The organism is Streptomyces sp. NBC_01261 (genome assembly GCF_036226385.1).
GTDB lineage: Bacteria > Actinomycetota > Actinomycetes > Streptomycetales > Streptomycetaceae > Streptomyces.
In genome coordinates this window covers 3,351,423-3,367,579 of the sequence record NZ_CP108463.1, presented here as the reverse complement: position 1 = coordinate 3,367,579, position 16,157 = coordinate 3,351,423, and the positions used below count along the sequence as shown (strand labels likewise).

Sequence of the window (16,157 nt, the reverse complement as noted above, 5' to 3'; positions counted from 1 at the left end):
TTCTCATGCGGACGGTCCCGGTCCTCATATGCCGCCTTCGTTCAGCTCGGCCGTGGCGAACCGCTCCAGCAGCTCGATGGCCTTCTCCACGTCCGCGCGCTCGTCCCGGGCCACCAACTGGTCGATGGCCCGCGCCAGGAAGGAGGCGCGTCCGGTGAGCAGCTTGTCGATCAGCTCGGTCGCGGACGGGTCGGCGCTCATCAGCTTCTTGCGGCCGTCCCGCTCGTCGGGGGCGCTGTGCACCAGTCCGGCGGCCTTCAACACCGCCAGGCTCTGGGCGATGGACTGCGCGCTGACCCGCTCCAGCGCGGCCAGCCGTGCCGCGGTGACCGGCCCCTCCCGTACGACACTCGCCAGCACGCCGAGCTGCGTCGGGGTCAGGCCGGTCGCATGCTGCCCGGACTCCGTGCGCAGTCGTGCACGCAGCCGGATGATCGCGTCGTTGAGCCGCTGCGCGGTCGCGACGGACTGCTGTGGCGCGGAGTTCGTGGTCATGGATCCAACATAAAACTGCACAAGTAACTTTGCCAAGTTACTTGTGCAGTTTTCCCTGTCTGCTGAATCACACCGCCAGATGCGTGGCGAAGAAGTCGTCCAGCTTCTCCACGGTGGGCGTCACGTACGCGTCCTTGTCGTACAGATCGACGTGCGAAGCGCCCTCGATCCACACCAACTCCTTCGGCCCGTACGCCTTTTGGAACGCCTCCACGCTCATCCAGGACGTCACCGCGGCCCGCCCGACGATCAGCAGCAGGGGCCGCGGAGCGATCAGCGCGACGGACGCGAACGTGTCGAAGGCGGCGATGCGGTCGACGCTCGTCCAGGTCAGCGACTTGGCCGAGCGGGGGTGCCGGGCGCGTGGAGTGCGGTAGTACTCCCAGCCGTCGTGGACATGCGGACCGCTCGCGCGCGCCTCCTCCTCGGTGGCGGCGAAGACCGGGAACCGCTGGACGTCCGCGCCGTGGGCCTCGGCGGTACGGGCCGCGGAGGCGGCGACCAGCATGCCCTCCACCACGGTCGGGTCCTGGGCGCCGTCCGCGCCGAGCCGGAACTGCCGTGACATGTCTACGGCGCTGACCGCGCCCACGGCCCGGATGCGCGGGTCGGTCGCGGTCGCCGCGAGGGCGTAGCCGCCGGAGGCGCAGATGCCCAGCGCCCCGATGCGGCCGGGGTCGACCTCGTCGAGGGTGCCGAGGAAGGAGACGGCGGCCTTGAGGTCCTCGACCCGCTGCCCCGGATCCTCCAGACCGCGCGGCTCGCCCTCGCTCCCGCCCTGGTGGGCGGCGTCGAAGGCGAGCGTGACGAACCCGCGCTCGGCCAGCAGGCGGGCGTACAGACCGGAGGCCTGTTCCTTCACCCCGGTACCGGGATGCCCGACCACGATCGCGGGACGCGGCACCCCCGGCGTCTCCCCGTCCGGGGTGTAGAGATGACCGGCGAGCTTCAGGCCGGCACTGAGGAAGGTGACATCGGTACGCATGGGATGCACTCCAGTCGCAGGTGAGGAGGAGAGAGAGGCCGGTTCTACGGCCGTGCCCCCACCGTCACGCCACCCCGCCCCGCGCCACCAGGGACGGCTCTGCCTATGCGGTTCTGTACCAGGCACGCCCTCGCCGCCCCGGGGACACTGGACCCATGGCAGACCGTGACGCGCCGCCCCCCGCCGGCCCCTCCGGCCCCTCCGGCAACGAACTCGGCGACTTCCTGCGCGCCCGCCGAGCGGACCGCGACCCGCACCAGGCGGGCTTCCCCGACGACGGCCGGCTGCGGCGCGTCCCCGGGCTGCGCAGGGAGGAACTGGCGTATCTCGCGCACGTGAGCGTCGACTACATCGTCCGCCTGGAACAGGGCCGCACCCGCCGGGGCTCCCGCGCCGTCCTGGACGCGCTGGCCGACGCGCTGCACCTCGCGCAGGACGAGCGCGCCTACCTCTTCACGTTGGCCGAGGTCGCGCCGGGAGCATCCACCCGGCCACCCGGACGCTCCGAAGTCGCCCCGCGGCTACGGCAGTTGCTGGACACCATGCACGACGTCCCGGCGATGGTGCTGCACCGCGGCATGGACGTCCTCGCCTGGAACCGCGCGGCCACCGCCCTGCTCACCGACTTCGGCGCCCTGCCCCCGGCCGAGCGCAACCTGATCCGGCTTACCTTCCTCGATGCGAACTTCCGGGCGCTGTACGCCGATTGGCCCCGGGCCGCCCGCGAGTGCGTGGCCGTGCTGCGCATGGAGGCGGGCCGCACCCCGCACGACCCGGCACTTGACACCCTGATCGCCGAACTCACCGCCCGCGACCCGGACTTCCGCACCTGGTGGGCCGAGCATCAGGTACGCGGACCGCGACAGCTCACCAAGACGTACGTCCATCCGGTCGCCGGTGAACTCACCCTCGACGTGCAGCAGTTCACCGTCGACACGCACCCGGACCAGTTCCTCGTCGCGTACACGGCCCCACCGGACTCGCCCTCGCAGGACGCGCTGCGGTTCCTGTTGCAGTGGGCCGGTCTCACCAGCACTCAGGCGGGATGAGCGCTCAGCCGCCGACCGGCGCGCCCGTCACCGCGGAACTGCCGGGAAGGGGCGTACGTGCGGGCCGTTCGGCCAGTACGTCGAGGATGTTGTCCACCGCCAGGTCGACCATCGCGGCCCGGGTCGCCTCCGTCGCCGACCCGATGTGCGGCAGCGTGACGATGTTCGGCTCGGCCACCAGCGGGGACAACTCCGTTCCCATCGGCTCCCGTTCGAAGACGTCGAGCCCGGCGGAGTGCAGGCGCCCCGCACGGACGGCGTCCAACAAGGCCTCTTCGTCCACGACTCCGCCGCGCGCGGTGCTGACCAGCGTGGCCGTGGGCTTCATCGCGGCCAGTTCGCGGGCCGAGATCAGATGGCGGGTCTCGTCGGTGAGCGGCACGTGCAGCGACACGACGTCGGAGTCGGCCAGCAGTGCGGGCAGGCCCACCGAGGTCGACAGGTCGTCGTCGGGCGCGTACGGGTCGTGGTGGATCACGCGCATCCCGAAACCGTGGGCGCGGCGGGCGACCGCGCGGCCGATCTGGCCGTAGCCGACCAGGCCGAGGGTGGCTCCGTGGACGTCCAGGCCGAGATAGTCGTGCATCCGGAACAGTCCCCAGGAGCCGTCGGCGAGGCTCGCGGAGGCCGCGCCGAGGCGGCGGCGGGCGGCGAGGATCAGCGCGAAGGTGAGGTCGGCGGTGGTCTGCGCGAGGACGCGGGGCGTGTGCGTGACGACGATGCCCCGCTCGGCGGCGGCGGCGCGGTCGACGTTGTCGAAGCCCATGCTGGCCAGCGCGATGACGCGCAGCGAGGGGCCCGCCGCGTCCATCAGGGCGGCGTCCACGGAGTCGTTGCCGAGGGCCAGCACACCGCTCACGCCACGGGCCATCGCGGCGAGGTCGGCGGAATCGGGTTTGCCGGCACCGGGCCAGGCCACCAGCTCCGCGTTCTCGGACAGGCGTCGCAGGCCTTCACCGGGCAGGTTTTCACGGGCGGCGAGGACACGATTCTTCATGTTCTTCTCCAGTGACGAGCCATGTACAGCCATGCATTACCGGCCGGGCGGATTATTCGAAAGACGCTAGCCGCGGCGGTCACCGGAGACAAATAGCGGATTCGTGTGACGCTATTGGTCGTCCTTATTCCTGTCGGTGTCGATCAGTTCCAGGAACAGATCGTGCACGGCCAGCGCGGGCTCCGAGAGCGGCTGATTGTCCGAGGTGACCACGGAGAGTTTGACCGTGATGACGGGTTCCACGATCCGCCGCACGGACAGCTCGCGGACGTCGAGGATGGCCCGCGCCGCCGACCACGGCAGCACCGTCGCGCCGATGCCCGCGTCCACGGCGTTGACCAGGGTCAGCGCGGACTCGACCTCGCCCACCACGTTCAGCCGGAGCGAGGCCTGCTGGAAGGCGGCGTCCACGACCTGCCGGATCGTGTGGATACGGCTGGGGAGCAGCAAGGGCAGGCCGGCCAGCTCCGCCAGCTTCACCTCGCCCTGCCCCGGCGGCGCCGTGTCGCCGGGCGCGCCGATCAGGTACAGGTCCTCGGTGCGGACGGGCTCGAACTGGACACCCCGGAGCGGCCCGGCGCCGTAGATGAAGGCCATGTCCATGCGGCCCGTCATGATCGCCTCGCTGATCACGCCGCCGAAGTTCTCGTTGATGTGCAGCAGGATGTCCGGGTAGCGCTCGCGGACGCTCTTCAGGAGGGGCAGCGCGAGGGCCGCGCCCAGGCTGTACGGGGCGAGGCCGACCGAGACGCTGCCGGCGGGGGCCCGGCCGGAGACGTCGACGGCGGCCTGGGCGAGGTCCACCTGGCGGAGGATGAGCTGGGCGTGCAGGTACAGGGCGCGGCCCGCCTCGGTCGGGGCGACCCCGCGTTTGCTGCGGATCAGCAGCTGCTGCCCGAACTGTGCCTCCAGCGCGGACAGTTGCTGGCTCAGTGCCGGCTGGGCGATGTGCAGGATGTCGGCCGCGCGCGTGATGCTCCCCGCGTCGATGATCTTGATGAACGAGTAGAGACGCCTGGTGTCCATTGCGCGTGGCCTTCCAGATGGAGCGAAGCCTCATCGTAGGGAGGGATCAGCCCGAAGCACAGCCCGGGTGAGCGGGGGGCTGTGAGGGGGGTCATAGCCGTTCGCGATAACGCCAGACCGAACGCATATTGGCGATCACGCGACCGGCGGAATAAGTTGACCGGAACATCCAGACCGGAACATCCAGACCGGAACACCCGCCCCGGAACATTCTCCGTTCCCGGTGTCACGAAGACGTGCTGGCGGCTGTCATCCAGAATTCCCCGCCCCGGAATTCCCCCTTTCCGGCATTCCCTCCCGGAGGACGTCATGACTCCCATGGTTGATCTCGTCGCCGATCTCGGCGAGGGATTCGGCGCCTACGCAATGGGCGACGACGCCGCCCTTCTGGAGTTGCTGACGTCCGCCAATGTGGCCTGCGGATTCCACGCCGGTGACCCCCGCATCATGGACGCCACCGTGCGGACGTGCGTGGAGAAGCGGGTCGCCGTGGGCGCTCACCCGAGCTTTCCCGACCTGGTCGGCTTCGGCCGCCGCGCGATGGACCTCACGCCGGACGAGGTCCGCACGGACGTGCTCTACCAGATCGGCGCCCTCCAGGCCTTCGCCGTCGCCCACGGCACCCGCGTCCACCACGTCGCCCCGCACGGCCGCCTCGGCAACCTGGTCGCCGTCCGCGCCGACTACGCCCGCGCCGTCGTCGACGCCGTGGCCGCCCTGGACGAGTCACTGATCGTCCTCGCGCAGGACGGCGAGCTGGCCGACGCGGCCCGCGCCCGTGGCCTGCGCGTAGGGATCGTGGGCATCGCGGACCGCGCCTACCGCGCCGACGGGACGCTCGTCCCGCGCTCCGAACCCGGCGCCGTGATCCACGACCCGGACGAGGTCGCCGGGCGCACCCTGCGCATGGTCACCGAGGGCGTCATCCGCAGCGTCGACGGCACGGACGTCCAAGTCGCCTGCGACACCGTCCTGTTGCATGGCGACAGCCCCGGGGCGATCGCGCTCGCCGCGCGCATCCGCGAGCAACTCCTCGCCGCCGGCGTCGAGATCACGACCCTCGACAAAGTCCTGAGCGGCCAGGGATGACCGACATGAACAGCCTCCTCGTGGACGGCCCCGTCGTGAACGGGCCCACTGCAAAGGGCGGTTACGCCAAAGTCAACGCCAACGTGACCATCGCCGACTGCGGCGACTCCGCCCTGGTCGCCAAGACCGTGGGCCTCGCCGCCGAACCCGCCTGGCAGCTCGTCCACGCCCTCGCCGACGCCCTGAACGCCGTCCAACTCACCGGCGTCCACGACGTCGTACCCACCTACGACGCCCTGCTCGTCGAGTTCGACTGCGCCGCCACCGACCACGACACGGTCCGCCGCGTCCTGGCCCACGAAGCGGCCCGCCTCGGCCCGCACCCCGCGCCGACCACACCCCCGCGCCACTTCGTCGTCCCCGTCGTCTACGGCGCCGAGTACGGCCCCGACCTCCCCGAGGTCGCCGCCCAACTCGGCCTGACCGAGGGCGAGATCATCGCCCTGCACGCCGGTTCCGACCTCACCGTGCGCTGCCTCGGCGCACCCGCCGGAGCCCCGATGACGGACGGCCCGCCCTTCCCGAAACCGGTACCGCGGTTGGCCTCACCCCGTACCAAGGTCGCCCCCGGCTCGGTAGCCGTAGCCGGCCGTCAGGCGGTCATCTGCCCGATGCCGTCCCCCGGCGGCTGGCCGCTCCTGGGCCGCACCCCGGTACGCGTCCTCGACCTGCACAGCGACCCGATCACCGCGTACCGCCCCGGCGACACCTTCCGCTTCCGTCCCATCGAGCCCCAACAGTGGGACGACTACGCCGACTTGAGCCTCGCGGACTGTACGGACCCGGCGGTGCGCCATGGCTGACATCCTCACCGTCCGCACCGCCGGCATCGTCACCGTCCAGGACCTCGGCCGCGTCGGCCGCTCCCGCTACGGCCTGCCCGCCAACGGAGCCGTCGACCAGCACTCGGCACGCGTCGCCAACGTCCTGTGCGGCAACCACGACCGGGCCCCGCTCCTGGAGATCACCGCCCTGGACTTCGCGTGCGTCCCCTCCGGCGACATCCTCATCGCGGTGACCGGCGCCCCCGCCGACCTCACCGTCGCCGGAGTCTCACGCCCGCGGTGGGAACCGGTCCCGGTCCGAGCCGGTGAGACCATCAGGATCACCGGCATCCACCACGGCCTCCGCGTCTACCTGGCCGTACTCGGCTCGTTCGAGGCCGACCACCTCCAGGGCAGCTGCGCCCCCGACACGATCCTCGGCTTCGGCCCCACCCTGAGCGCCGGTGACGAACTCACCCTGCGCACCGGCTGCCCGCCCATCGACCACCCCTTCTCGCGCATCCCCCTGTTCCGCCTGAAGGCGCCGGTCCCCCCGTTCCCCACCAGCTGGACCATCGACGTCACCGACGGCCCCGACCGGGCCGAGTTCGGCGACACGGGCCGGCGCCTGTTCGACGCCCCCTTCACGGTCACCCCGCGAAGCAACCACATCGGCCTGCGCCTCCAGGGCGCGGTACCCCGCCGAGTCACCCAGGGCGAGGTCCTCTCCCGCGGCGTCCCCATCGGCGCCGTAGAAGTACCCGCGGGCGACGAACTCCTCGTCCTGCACCGCGGCCGCGGCGTCACGGCCGGCTACCCCGTCCTCGCCGTGGTCACTGCCACCGGCCTGTCCGCCCTGGGCCAGGTCCGCCCCGGCCAGACCATCCACTTCCGCCACCGCACCCTCGCCCAGGCGGTAACCGCCCACCGAGCCCAACGCCAAGCGATAGACGCCCTGAGAACCAGAGTCCGTACGGTTTTCGAGGCCCTACGCATCCGCGCACCCGCGGAGGCCTGACCCCCGGTACCGGCTACGTCCGGCTGCCGGTTCCGGTTCCGGTCGGCGCCTGACGCCCCGCACTTCCTCACACAGGCCCGCTTCGGAAGGGGCGCGGGGAACTGCGCGACCAGCCCCCACCGACCCGCACCAAACCCACGACCGCTCCCCACCCGCACCTAGCCCACCCGCACCTAGCCCACCCGCACACAAAACCCACCCGCACACCCACCCGCTCCCCGCCACCCCGCCGGAAGCACCCCGCACGGAGCCGCAACGCCCTTCCCCCGACCACGCCCCGCCCCAGACAGGAGACGCCATGAGTACCGTGGCCGCTCAGCCAGTCCCCAGCACGGTCGACCCCAGAACCGCCCGCAAGGTCACCCTCGCGGGCTGCGTCGGAATCTTCGCCGAGCTCTACGACAACGGCATCTTCGGCTTCATGGCCGGCTCGCTCGCCGCCGTCTTCTTCCCCGGCTCCGACAACGCCGTCCAGCTCGTCTTCCTCGGCTACGCCGTCTCCTTCTTCTTCCGCCCCCTCGGCGCCGTCATCTGCGGCCACCTCGGCGACCGCATCGGCCGCCAGCGCATGCTGGTCTTCGTCATCCTCCTCATCAGCGCCGCCACCGCTGCCATCGGCGTACTCCCCAGCTACGCCGGCATCGGCGTAGCCGCCCCCGCCCTCCTCATCCTGCTCCGCGTCGCCCAGGGCTTCTCCGTCGGCGGCGAGGCCTCCGGCGCGATGAGCTTCCTCGCCGAGCACGCCCCGGAGGGCAAGCGCGGCCTGTACACCAGCTACGCGCAGATCGCCTCGTTCCTCGCGCTGCTGACCGGCACCCTGGTCGCCGCCGCGATGACCAGCGGCCTCGGCTCCGCGCGCATGGAGTCCTGGGGCTGGCGCATCCCGTTCCTGCTCGCCGTGCCGCTCGGCATCGCCGGCATCTACATCCGCAAGCGCATCAGCGACACCCCCAACTTCACCCGCCTGAAAGAAGAGGACGGCCTCTCCAAGAACCCGCTCAAGGAGGCCTTCGCCTCCGCCGAGCACCGGCGCGCGATGCTGCTGGCCCTCTTCATCCCCCTGATGAACGGCTCCGGCTACTACGTCCTGTTCAGCTACATGCCCACCTTCATGAGCAGCGAGCTGCACTTCGGCAAGGTCCAGGGCCTCCTCGTCACCGCCTCCAGCCTGGTCGCGATCTGTATCGCCATCCCCTACATGGGCCGCCTCTCCGACCGCGTCGGCCGCAAGAAGGTCCTCGCCGGATCCGCCGTGGCGATGGCCGTCGTCGGCATCCCCTGCTACCTGCTGATCGGCACCGGCAACGTGGCCCTCGCGGTCATCGGCGCCTGCATCATGGCCGTTGTGTTCGCCGGCCACACAGGCGTCATCCACATACTCCTCGTCGAACTCTTCCCGACCCGGGTGCGCTACTCCGCCTACGGCCTCGGCTACAACGTCTCCTCCGCCCTCTTCGGCGGCACGGCCCCCCTGCTGATGACCTACCTGATCGACCGCACGGGCAACGTCAACATGCCGGCCTTCTACGCCGTGATCACGGCCCTGGGCACGCTCATCGCCGTGTCCCGCGTGACGGACCGCGCCCACCTGCCCCTGCGCGACGCCTGACCGCGCCACGCCCCACGCGTCTCCCGCACCCGCACGTCCGCACAACCCCCCACCCCCGCACAGCAAGGAGCCCTCAGCATGCCCATCTCCGACTACAGGACGGCCCTCGTCACCGGAGCGTCGACCGGCATCGGAGCCGTGGTCGTCGAACGGCTCGCCAAGCGCGGCCTCGAAGTCCATGCCGTGGCCCGCACCGCCGACCGGCTCAACACCCTTGCCGACGAGACCGGTTGCATCCCGCACGCCGTCGACATCACCGACACCGAGGCGCTCACCGCCGTCCTCGACGGTCTGGAGATCGACGTCCTCGTCAACAACGCGGGCGTCTCCCGGACCGGCAACATCCTCACCGCCGACGAGTTCGCGATCGACGAGCAGATCGCCGTCAACATCCAGGCCGTCCTCCACCTGGTCCGCCTGCTGATGCCCGGCATGGTCGAGCGCGACCGCGGCCACATCGTCAACATCAGCTCCATCGCCGGTGTCTACAACTTCGGCGGCAACACGATCTACCACGCCACCAAGGCCGCCGTGCACACCCTCTCCCGCCAGCTCCGCGTCGACGGCTACGGCCGCCGCGTCCGCGTCAGCGAGATCTGCCCCGGCCGCGTGGAGACCGAGATCTTCGGCCGCCTCCTGGGCGACATGGAGGCCGCCCAGCGTGAGTTCTACGACGGCTACGAGTCCCTGAAGCCCGAGGACATCGCCGACGCCATCGAGTTCGCCGTCGACTCGCCCCGCCACGTGAACATCGGCCACATCGAGATCCTGCCCACCTTCCAGGTGCCCGGCGGCCTCAACTTCGAGCGCAGGGAGGGCTGATCACCGTGAAGACGGCAGAGCGCCTGCGCCGCATCAAGCCCTCGCCGAGCACCGCGGCGGCCCAGCGCGTCCGCGAGCTGAAGAGCCAGGGGCTCACCATCCTCGACCTCACCGTGGGCGAGCCCGACTTCGACACCCCGGACCACGTCAAGGCCGCCGCGATCAAGGCCATCGAGGAGGGGGAGACCAAGTACACGCCGGTGAACGGCACTTCGGCCCTGCGCGCCGCGATCACCGGCAAACTCCGCGAGCGCCACGGCCTGGACGTCACCGACGCGCGGATCACCGTCGGCGGCGGCGCGAAGCAGGTCATCTTCCTCGCCCTGATGGCGACTTTGGACGAGGGCGACGAGGTCGTCGTCCCCGCCCCGTACTGGGTGTCGTACCCGGACATGGTCCGCGCCAACGACGGCACGCCGGTCATCGTCGACTGCCCCGAGGCGGAAGGCTTCAAGCTCACGCCGGAGCGGCTCACGGCGGCGATCACCGAGAACACCCGCTGGGTCGTCCTCAACACCCCGGGAAACCCGACCGGATCGGCCTACACCACCGCCGAACTCCAGGCCCTGGCCGAGGTGTTGCTGGCCCACCCGAACGTCGGCGTCCTCACCGACGAGATCTACGACGAGATCTGGTACGGCGACGAGGACGCCCCGTCCCTCGCGGCGGTCGAACCGCGCCTGGCCGACCGGGTGTTCCTCACCAACGGCGTCTCCAAGACGTACGCGATGACGGGTTGGCGCATCGGATACGGAGTGGGCCCGGCCGACCTGGTGACGGCGATCAACACCCTCCAGTCCCAGACCTCTTCGTGCCCCTCGTCCGTGAGCCAGGCCGCCGCTGCCGCCGCGCTCACCGGGCCGCAGGACTTCGTCCAGGACACCGTGCGCGTCTACCGCGCCCGCCGCGACGAGACCGTGAAGCTCGTCAACGACGTCCCGCAGTTGAGCTGCACGGTTCCGGACGGCGGCTTCTACCTCCTGGTCAACTGCCAGGCAGCCATAGGTCAGTTCACCCCGGCCGGCGCCCGGATCGAGAACGACGAGGACTTCGCCCGCCACCTCCTCGACAGCCGGCAGGTCGCGGTGATCCACGGAGCCGCGTACGGCGCCCCCGGCTACTTCCGTATCTCGTTCGCCACGTCGACGGACGTCCTCACCGAGGCCTGCGAGCGCATCGCGACGGCGTGCGCCGAACTGACCTCCGCACCCACCGTCTGATCCCTCCGAAAGGTCATCATGATCCGCGTCAGCACGAAGTTCGACCGCCCGGAGCCCGCCGTGGTCAAGCGGCTGAGTGCCTTCTCCTCGGCCACCGTCCACGAGGCGCAGGGCCGCCTCGGGGCGCTGGACTCGGCCATCAAGCCCGTCGACCACACCATGTCCCTGTGCGGCCCCGCGTTCACCGTGCAGTGCGCCCCGCGCGACAACCTCATGCTCCAGACCGCCATCGCCTACGCGCGGCCCGGCGACGTCGTCGTCGTGTCCGCCGGCAACTACGAGGAGGCGGGCTCCTTCGGCGACGTCCTCGCCAACGCCTGCCAGTCCAAGGGCCTCGCCGGTCTGATCACCGACACGGGCGTCCGCGACACCGAGGACCTGCGCGCCCTGGGCTTCCCGGTCTTCTCCCGCAGCGTCTCCATCAAGGGCACGGTCAAGGAGACCGTCGGCCCGATGTGCGAGCCGATCACCGTCGGCGGTGTGCTCGTCCGCCCCGGCGACATCATGCGCGCCGACGCCGACGGCGTGGTCGTCGTCCGCCGCGAGGACGCGGCCGAGGCCGCCGCCCTCTCGCGGGAACGGGTCGACGCCGAGGCCGGGTTCATCGCCGCGTACCGCGCGGGAAAGACGGTCGTGGAGATGTGCGACCTCGCGCCGGTGCTCGCCGCGAAGGGCCTCGTCATCGAGGAGTAGGACCGGCCCCGCGGCGACCATCACCGTCACCACCACTGAGCACCGGGCCGGGAAATACCGTACCCACGGCTGAGACCCAGGTTCGGATGCCAGGATGAGGCGCCATGACGGCAGGGTGGTGTGCGCGCACGGTACGGGCCGCGATGTTCGCGGCCGTCTGTGTGGTGCTCGCCGCCCTGGCCCACGTCCTGATGTCCGGCCACCACGTGCCGGCCTGGGCACTGGCCACCGGCCTGGCCGCGACCGGCGCGGCCGGCTGGTCCCTGGCGGGCCGTGAACGCGGCCTCCCCCTGATCGTGACCCTCGTGGTCGCCGCCCAGGCCGCCCTCCACACGGCGTTCTCGTTGGGGGAACCCGCGACAGGCCAGCCCATGTCCATGGACATGGGGTCGGCAGACATGGGCTCCATGCACATGAGCGCCACGGACTCCATGGACATGGGCCATATGTCGGCCACCACCGCCGGCACCTCCTCGCCCGGCATGCTCACCGCCCACCTCCTCGCCGCCCTGCTCTGCGGCCTGTGGCTGGCGCACGGCGAGCGCGCCGCGTTCCGCGTCCTGCGAGCCGTGACCGGACGACTGATCGCTCCGCTACGACTGCTGCTCGCACTCCCCACCCCGCCGCACCGTCCGCGTCTCCGTCCGCGCCGCCCCCGTTCCGAGCGGGCGCCGCGGCTTCTCCTTCTCGTCCACGCGATCACCTCTCGGGGTCCGCCCCCGGGGACCGCTGTCGCCTGACGACAGCCGGCACCCCGGGCCGCGCCTACGCGCCCCGGGCCTGGGCCGTACCCCCGCGCCACGCCTCCTCCGGGCGGCGCGGGACGGCCGATCCCCTTTCACGGTGACCGAGAAGGACCTCAGGTGAGCACTCCTACCCTGCCCGCATCGCCCGACGTGACGGAGTCGAGCGACGAGTCACTGACCAACTGGGCGCTCGCCGCCCGCCACGGCGACTCCGTTGCCGTCGACCACCTCGTACGCGCCCTGCACCGCGACGTGCTGCGCTACGTCTCCCACCTCTGCGCCGACCCGCAGGCGGTCGACGACCTCGCGCAGGACACGTTCCTGCGGGCGCTCGGCAGCCTGCACCGCTTCGAGGGCCGCTCCTCGGCCCGCACCTGGCTGCTGTCCATCGCCCGCCGCGCGGTGATCGACAGCTACCGCCGCGCCGCCGCCCGTCCCCGCCTGTCCGACGTCCAGGACTGGCAACTGGCCGTGGAACTGGCCCAACCCCGGGGCCTCCCCGGCTTCGAGGACGGGGTGGCGCTCCTCGACCTTCTCGCCGTCCTGCCGGACGAACGCCGCGAGGCGTTCCTCCTCACCCAACTCCTGGGCCTGCCCTACGAGGAGGCGGCGGAACTCAGCAACTGTCCTGTGGGGACGGTTCGTTCGCGGGTGGCCCGGGCCCGGGCGACACTCCTGGACCTGCTGGCGGACGGGGGTGCCCCCAACGCCCTTTAGAGCGGCGTCAGGTGGCGGCGCGATCCGGGAACAGCGCGTCCAGCGCGTCCCGTTGCTCGCGCCCCACGAACTGGGCGAGCCCGCGCCTGACCGTCTCGGCGAGTGACCCGGAGGCCTCGCGCAGGAGTTGGGTCGCCTTGTCGGTGAGGGCGACCTCGATGCCGCGCTTGTCGCCGCAGACGGACTTGCGGGTGACCAGGCCCGCGTGCTGGAGGCAGGCGATCTGATAGGTCAGCCGGGTCTTGGGCCGGCCCAGCAGCTCAGCGATCCGGGTCATCCGCAGCCCCTCCTTGGGCTGCTCGGCCAGCAGGCACAGCACCAGGAACTCGTCGTGCGAGACGTCGAGGTTCCCCTTCACGACCGAGCGCAGCTCCTGCTCCACCGCACCCGTCGCCGCCAGCAGCAGCATCCAGGCGCGCAGCTCGGGCGGGAGCAGCCCGTCGCCCCGCATGGAGGGGCATTGGAGCTGGTCGGCAGGGTGCTCAGCGGGGTCGGCCATGGTGTCGAGTCTACCTGTTGTCCAATTTTGGAGGAGGTGGTTGTCCAGATTTGGATAATGGACTAGCGTGAGGCTCATCAAGGCTCATTCAAATTTGGACTATCGGAACCAGTGGGAGAGATCATGACCGTCGCCGTCGAGACCGGGGTGTGGCAGCTCGACCAGGCCGCCTCCACCGTGGGCATCAGCCACAGGACGATGTGGGGCCTGGTCAATGTGAAGGGCGTCTTCGGCACCGTCAGCGGTCAGGGCGAGGTCCGGGGCGACGGCTCCGCGATCGGCACGCTGACCCTGGACGCCGCCTCCCTGGACACCAAGAACGCCAAGCGCGACAAGCATCTGCGGTCCGCCGACCTGTTCGACACCGACAAGTTCCCGGAGATCACCTTCGCCGTACGCAGCGCGGAACTGCGCGACGGCGACACCGTGCACGTCGTCGGTCAGCTGACCGTCCACGGCATCAGCCGCCCGCAGACCTTCACGGCCCGCCTCAAGGACACGACCGGCGAGGCGCTCACGCTGGACGCCGAATTCACCGTGGACCGCGACCAGTTCGGCCTGGGCTGGAACCAGCTGGGCATGCTGCGCGGCCTGACCGCCGTGACCACCACGCTCCGCTTCGTGCGTACGGCCGCCTGACGGACCGTCAATCGGCAAGCCGCAGACGGATGTCCGAACTGGACAGCGTCTGCGGGGTGGCGGTGAAGGCACGCACCCGGATGCGGACCTTCTTGTGCGGCAGGGTGAACGTCCCGTTTGGCGGCCGGAGTTCGACGGTCTCCGTGCTGTGCGCGGGCAGCGTCGCCGGGCCGCCCACCTGGGACCAGTACCTGCTCATGCCCTGGCCCGTGGTGAGCGTGTAGTGGGGTGCGAGCGTGGTGCCGGACGCGTTGGTCACCTTGAGGGTCAGCCGGGTCACGACGGTGGGCGACGCGCGCCGCACACCGGTGAGTCGCATGTCCATCGGCGGTGCCCCCGTCGCCGCCACCGCGGCGCTCGCCAGCGCGGGCGTGACCAGCAGCACGGCCGCCGCGACCCGGGCCTGCCGGCGGTGCGGGCCGGACAGCAGCCGGGGGCGCGGCTGCCACGCCGTACGGAACTCGGCGATCGGCGCCGTCACCGCCGAGGCCAGCCACAGCGGCGTCATCAGCAGGTAGTAGCCGTCCTGCGAACGGGTCGCCAGATAGAAGGCGCACCACGGCAGCACGGTCGCCGCCGGGCCCAACCGCCGTACGAACAGCACGAATACGGCGAGCAGACCCGCCGCCAGCAGCATGCTCGCGTGGGAGTACCAGTCGAGCCGGTCGCTGCCGTTCGTGAAGTACAGCGAGATGTCCACCAGGCCCTGACCGTGCACCACCGCACCCTGCGTCAACGGCAGCGCGATACCCCGCAGCCAGGTGCCCGGCTCGTGCACGATGAAGTACGTGTTGATCAGCAGCCACACGGTGACGGCGACCCCGACGATCCGCAGCAGCACCGACGCGGCCTGCCGGGCGCCGAGTTCACCGCGTCGCACCGCGTAGATCCCGGCGAGCAGGAACGGCGTGAGGAACCAGGGGAGTTGCTGCGCCGCGCAGGCCGCCCCCAGGCACGCGGCCTGCGCGATCCCGGCCCGGCCGAGCCGGCCGCCCCTGCCGATCCGGGGCCAGCGGATCACCACCGGCACCAGCAACGCCAGGGCGAGCACGGCCGGATAGCCCTGACGGCCGTAGGTCGGCAGCAGGCCGAGGCCGAGGCACGCCATGGTGGCCGCCGACCGCCACTGCGTGGGCAGCAGTCGCCACATGAGGATGGCGGCGGCGATCAGCGCGCCGGTCGCGACGGCCGTCGCGGGGGCGCCATCGTGGCCGATCCACAGCAGGGGCGCCGTCAGCAGCGTCTCCAGCGGGGGATAGCCGTAGGTGTAGTCGTAGCCGCCGGTCACCGTCGGGGTGAGGGCGACGCCGTGGCTGGGGTGGAAGAGCCACGGCCAGGGGTGGCCGTAGATCGGGTGTCCGGCGACCAGTTCCCTGGCGGCCTGGGTGGTGAGGACCGCCTCGTCGCCGCCGGTGTGGAACACGGACCACGCGGACAGCGCCAGCAGGACCGCGGTCACCAGGACGGCGAGATCGATCCGGGCCAGCGACCGTGTCCGGCGGACCACGAGGGCCAGCACCCCGCACACCAGGATCGAGGCGTAGCAGAGGCAGACGACCGCGGCCACGACGAGCCGGTGGCCGGCGGCCTCCGTCCACACCGGGCGGACGCCGATGAACAGACTGATGTCGGCGAGCAGGGTGAGGATGCGGTGCCACTGCGCGGGAGGCTCCGGGGCGGACACCGCCGACTGTGTCCGCCGACCGGGTGCCACCTGTTGTGTTTCTGCCAAGTGCACGACACGGGACGCTAATCCCGCCCGGTGAGCGAGGTGTCGGCAATCGAGAAG

The 16,157-nt window shown here is 71.1% G+C and carries 17 protein-coding genes; 11 read left to right on the top strand and 6 right to left on the bottom strand.

The features are described from left to right. Positions 1–24 precede the first annotated feature (24 nt). The gene (locus OG226_RS14410; protein WP_328677677.1) at positions 25–495 is read right to left on the bottom strand and encodes a MarR family winged helix-turn-helix transcriptional regulator; all 471 of its coding nucleotides are present in this window, start codon (positions 493–495) and stop codon (positions 25–27) included. 67 nt (positions 496–562) lie between these two features. Beyond that, a complete protein-coding gene (locus OG226_RS14405; RefSeq protein ID WP_328677676.1) occupies positions 563–1,480 on the bottom strand; it encodes an alpha/beta hydrolase in 918 nt (305 codons plus the stop codon). A 155-nt stretch (positions 1,481–1,635) separates the two neighbouring features. Here OG226_RS14405 and OG226_RS14400 point away from each other — a divergent pair, with 155 nt between their 5' ends. Further along, positions 1,636–2,529, top strand: coding sequence for a helix-turn-helix transcriptional regulator (locus OG226_RS14400; RefSeq protein WP_329349175.1), 894 nt, complete (start codon positions 1,636–1,638; stop codon positions 2,527–2,529). A 4-nt stretch (positions 2,530–2,533) separates the two neighbouring features. On the opposite strand, the gene OG226_RS14395 is transcribed toward OG226_RS14400, so the two are convergent. Further along, the gene (locus OG226_RS14395) at positions 2,534–3,526 is read right to left on the bottom strand and encodes a 2-hydroxyacid dehydrogenase (RefSeq protein WP_329349174.1); all 993 of its coding nucleotides are present in this window, start codon (positions 3,524–3,526) and stop codon (positions 2,534–2,536) included. Between the two features lie 111 nt (positions 3,527–3,637). Continuing rightward, positions 3,638–4,552, bottom strand: a complete 915-nt coding sequence (gene nac / locus OG226_RS14390) for a nitrogen assimilation transcriptional regulator NAC (protein ID WP_328677671.1) — start codon at positions 4,550–4,552, stop codon at positions 3,638–3,640. A 309-nt stretch (positions 4,553–4,861) separates the two neighbouring features. Between nac and OG226_RS14385 the strand changes: the two genes are divergently transcribed. The 9 genes from OG226_RS14385 (at position 4,862) to OG226_RS14345 (ending at position 13,230) form a co-directional block, all read left to right on the top strand. Then, on the top strand, positions 4,862–5,641 hold the full coding sequence (locus OG226_RS14385) for a LamB/YcsF family protein (protein WP_329349173.1): 780 nt from the start codon (positions 4,862–4,864) through the stop codon (positions 5,639–5,641). A 5-nt stretch (positions 5,642–5,646) separates the two neighbouring features. Then, entirely contained in the window at positions 5,647–6,444 is a 798-nt protein-coding gene (locus OG226_RS14380) for a 5-oxoprolinase subunit B family protein (protein ID WP_329349172.1), read from the top strand. Beyond that, positions 6,437–7,423 (top strand): biotin-dependent carboxyltransferase family protein, encoded by a 987-nt coding sequence (locus OG226_RS14375; protein ID WP_329349171.1) that lies wholly within the window; start codon positions 6,437–6,439, stop codon positions 7,421–7,423. Before OG226_RS14380 ends, OG226_RS14375 begins: the two co-directional genes overlap by 8 nt. Before the next feature lie 298 nt (positions 7,424–7,721). Next, entirely contained in the window at positions 7,722–9,032 is a 1,311-nt protein-coding gene (locus tag OG226_RS14370) for an MFS transporter (RefSeq protein WP_328677664.1), read from the top strand. A gap of 78 nt (positions 9,033–9,110) precedes the next feature. Beyond that, positions 9,111–9,854, top strand: coding sequence for an SDR family oxidoreductase (locus OG226_RS14365; RefSeq protein WP_329349170.1), 744 nt, complete (start codon positions 9,111–9,113; stop codon positions 9,852–9,854). 5 nt (positions 9,855–9,859) lie between these two features. Then, the gene (locus OG226_RS14360; protein WP_329349169.1) at positions 9,860–11,074 is read left to right on the top strand and encodes an aspartate transaminase; all 1,215 of its coding nucleotides are present in this window, start codon (positions 9,860–9,862) and stop codon (positions 11,072–11,074) included. 18 nt (positions 11,075–11,092) lie between these two features. Then, positions 11,093–11,767, top strand: coding sequence for a 4-carboxy-4-hydroxy-2-oxoadipate aldolase/oxaloacetate decarboxylase (locus OG226_RS14355; protein ID WP_329349168.1), 675 nt, complete (start codon positions 11,093–11,095; stop codon positions 11,765–11,767). Positions 11,768–11,871: 104 nt separating this feature from the next. Beyond that, positions 11,872–12,507: a hypothetical protein gene (locus OG226_RS14350; RefSeq protein ID WP_329349167.1), complete on the top strand. Its 636-nt coding sequence runs from the start codon at positions 11,872–11,874 to the stop codon at positions 12,505–12,507. A gap of 123 nt (positions 12,508–12,630) precedes the next feature. Continuing rightward, positions 12,631–13,230, top strand: coding sequence for a sigma-70 family RNA polymerase sigma factor (locus OG226_RS14345; protein ID WP_329349166.1), 600 nt, complete (start codon positions 12,631–12,633; stop codon positions 13,228–13,230). 7 nt (positions 13,231–13,237) lie between these two features. On the opposite strand, the gene OG226_RS14340 is transcribed toward OG226_RS14345, so the two are convergent. Then, positions 13,238–13,729: a MarR family winged helix-turn-helix transcriptional regulator gene (locus tag OG226_RS14340; RefSeq protein WP_328677653.1), complete on the bottom strand. Its 492-nt coding sequence runs from the start codon at positions 13,727–13,729 to the stop codon at positions 13,238–13,240. 123 nt (positions 13,730–13,852) lie between these two features. On the opposite strand from OG226_RS14340, the gene OG226_RS14335 reads away from it, so the two are divergent. After that, positions 13,853–14,368 (top strand): YceI family protein, encoded by a 516-nt coding sequence (locus tag OG226_RS14335; RefSeq protein WP_329349165.1) that lies wholly within the window; start codon positions 13,853–13,855, stop codon positions 14,366–14,368. A 7-nt stretch (positions 14,369–14,375) separates the two neighbouring features. Here OG226_RS14335 and OG226_RS14330 read toward each other — a convergent pair whose 3' ends face one another. Next, complete coding sequence (locus OG226_RS14330; protein WP_329349164.1) at positions 14,376–16,052, bottom strand: hypothetical protein; 1,677 nt, start codon at positions 16,050–16,052, stop codon at positions 14,376–14,378. Positions 16,053–16,157 lie beyond the last annotated feature (105 nt).

Coding starts and splice junctions, on each gene's coding strand:
- OG226_RS14410 (WP_328677677.1), bottom strand. CDS start 495: ATGACCACGAACTCCGCGCCACAGCAGTCCGTCGCGACCGCGCAGCGG.
- OG226_RS14350 (WP_329349167.1), top strand. CDS start 11,872: ATGACGGCAGGGTGGTGTGCGCGCACGGTACGGGCCGCGATGTTCGCG.
- nac (WP_328677671.1), bottom strand. CDS start 4,552: ATGGACACCAGGCGTCTCTACTCGTTCATCAAGATCATCGACGCGGGG.
- OG226_RS14365 (WP_329349170.1), top strand. CDS start 9,111: ATGCCCATCTCCGACTACAGGACGGCCCTCGTCACCGGAGCGTCGACC.
- OG226_RS14395 (WP_329349174.1), bottom strand. CDS start 3,526: ATGAAGAATCGTGTCCTCGCCGCCCGTGAAAACCTGCCCGGTGAAGGC.
- OG226_RS14370 (WP_328677664.1), top strand. CDS start 7,722: ATGAGTACCGTGGCCGCTCAGCCAGTCCCCAGCACGGTCGACCCCAGA.
- OG226_RS14385 (WP_329349173.1), top strand. CDS start 4,862: ATGACTCCCATGGTTGATCTCGTCGCCGATCTCGGCGAGGGATTCGGC.
- OG226_RS14400 (WP_329349175.1), top strand. CDS start 1,636: ATGGCAGACCGTGACGCGCCGCCCCCCGCCGGCCCCTCCGGCCCCTCC.
- OG226_RS14375 (WP_329349171.1), top strand. CDS start 6,437: ATGGCTGACATCCTCACCGTCCGCACCGCCGGCATCGTCACCGTCCAG.
- OG226_RS14355 (WP_329349168.1), top strand. CDS start 11,093: ATGATCCGCGTCAGCACGAAGTTCGACCGCCCGGAGCCCGCCGTGGTC.
- OG226_RS14340 (WP_328677653.1), bottom strand. CDS start 13,729: ATGGCCGACCCCGCTGAGCACCCTGCCGACCAGCTCCAATGCCCCTCC.
- OG226_RS14405 (WP_328677676.1), bottom strand. CDS start 1,480: ATGCGTACCGATGTCACCTTCCTCAGTGCCGGCCTGAAGCTCGCCGGT.
- OG226_RS14380 (WP_329349172.1), top strand. CDS start 5,647: ATGAACAGCCTCCTCGTGGACGGCCCCGTCGTGAACGGGCCCACTGCA.
- OG226_RS14335 (WP_329349165.1), top strand. CDS start 13,853: ATGACCGTCGCCGTCGAGACCGGGGTGTGGCAGCTCGACCAGGCCGCC.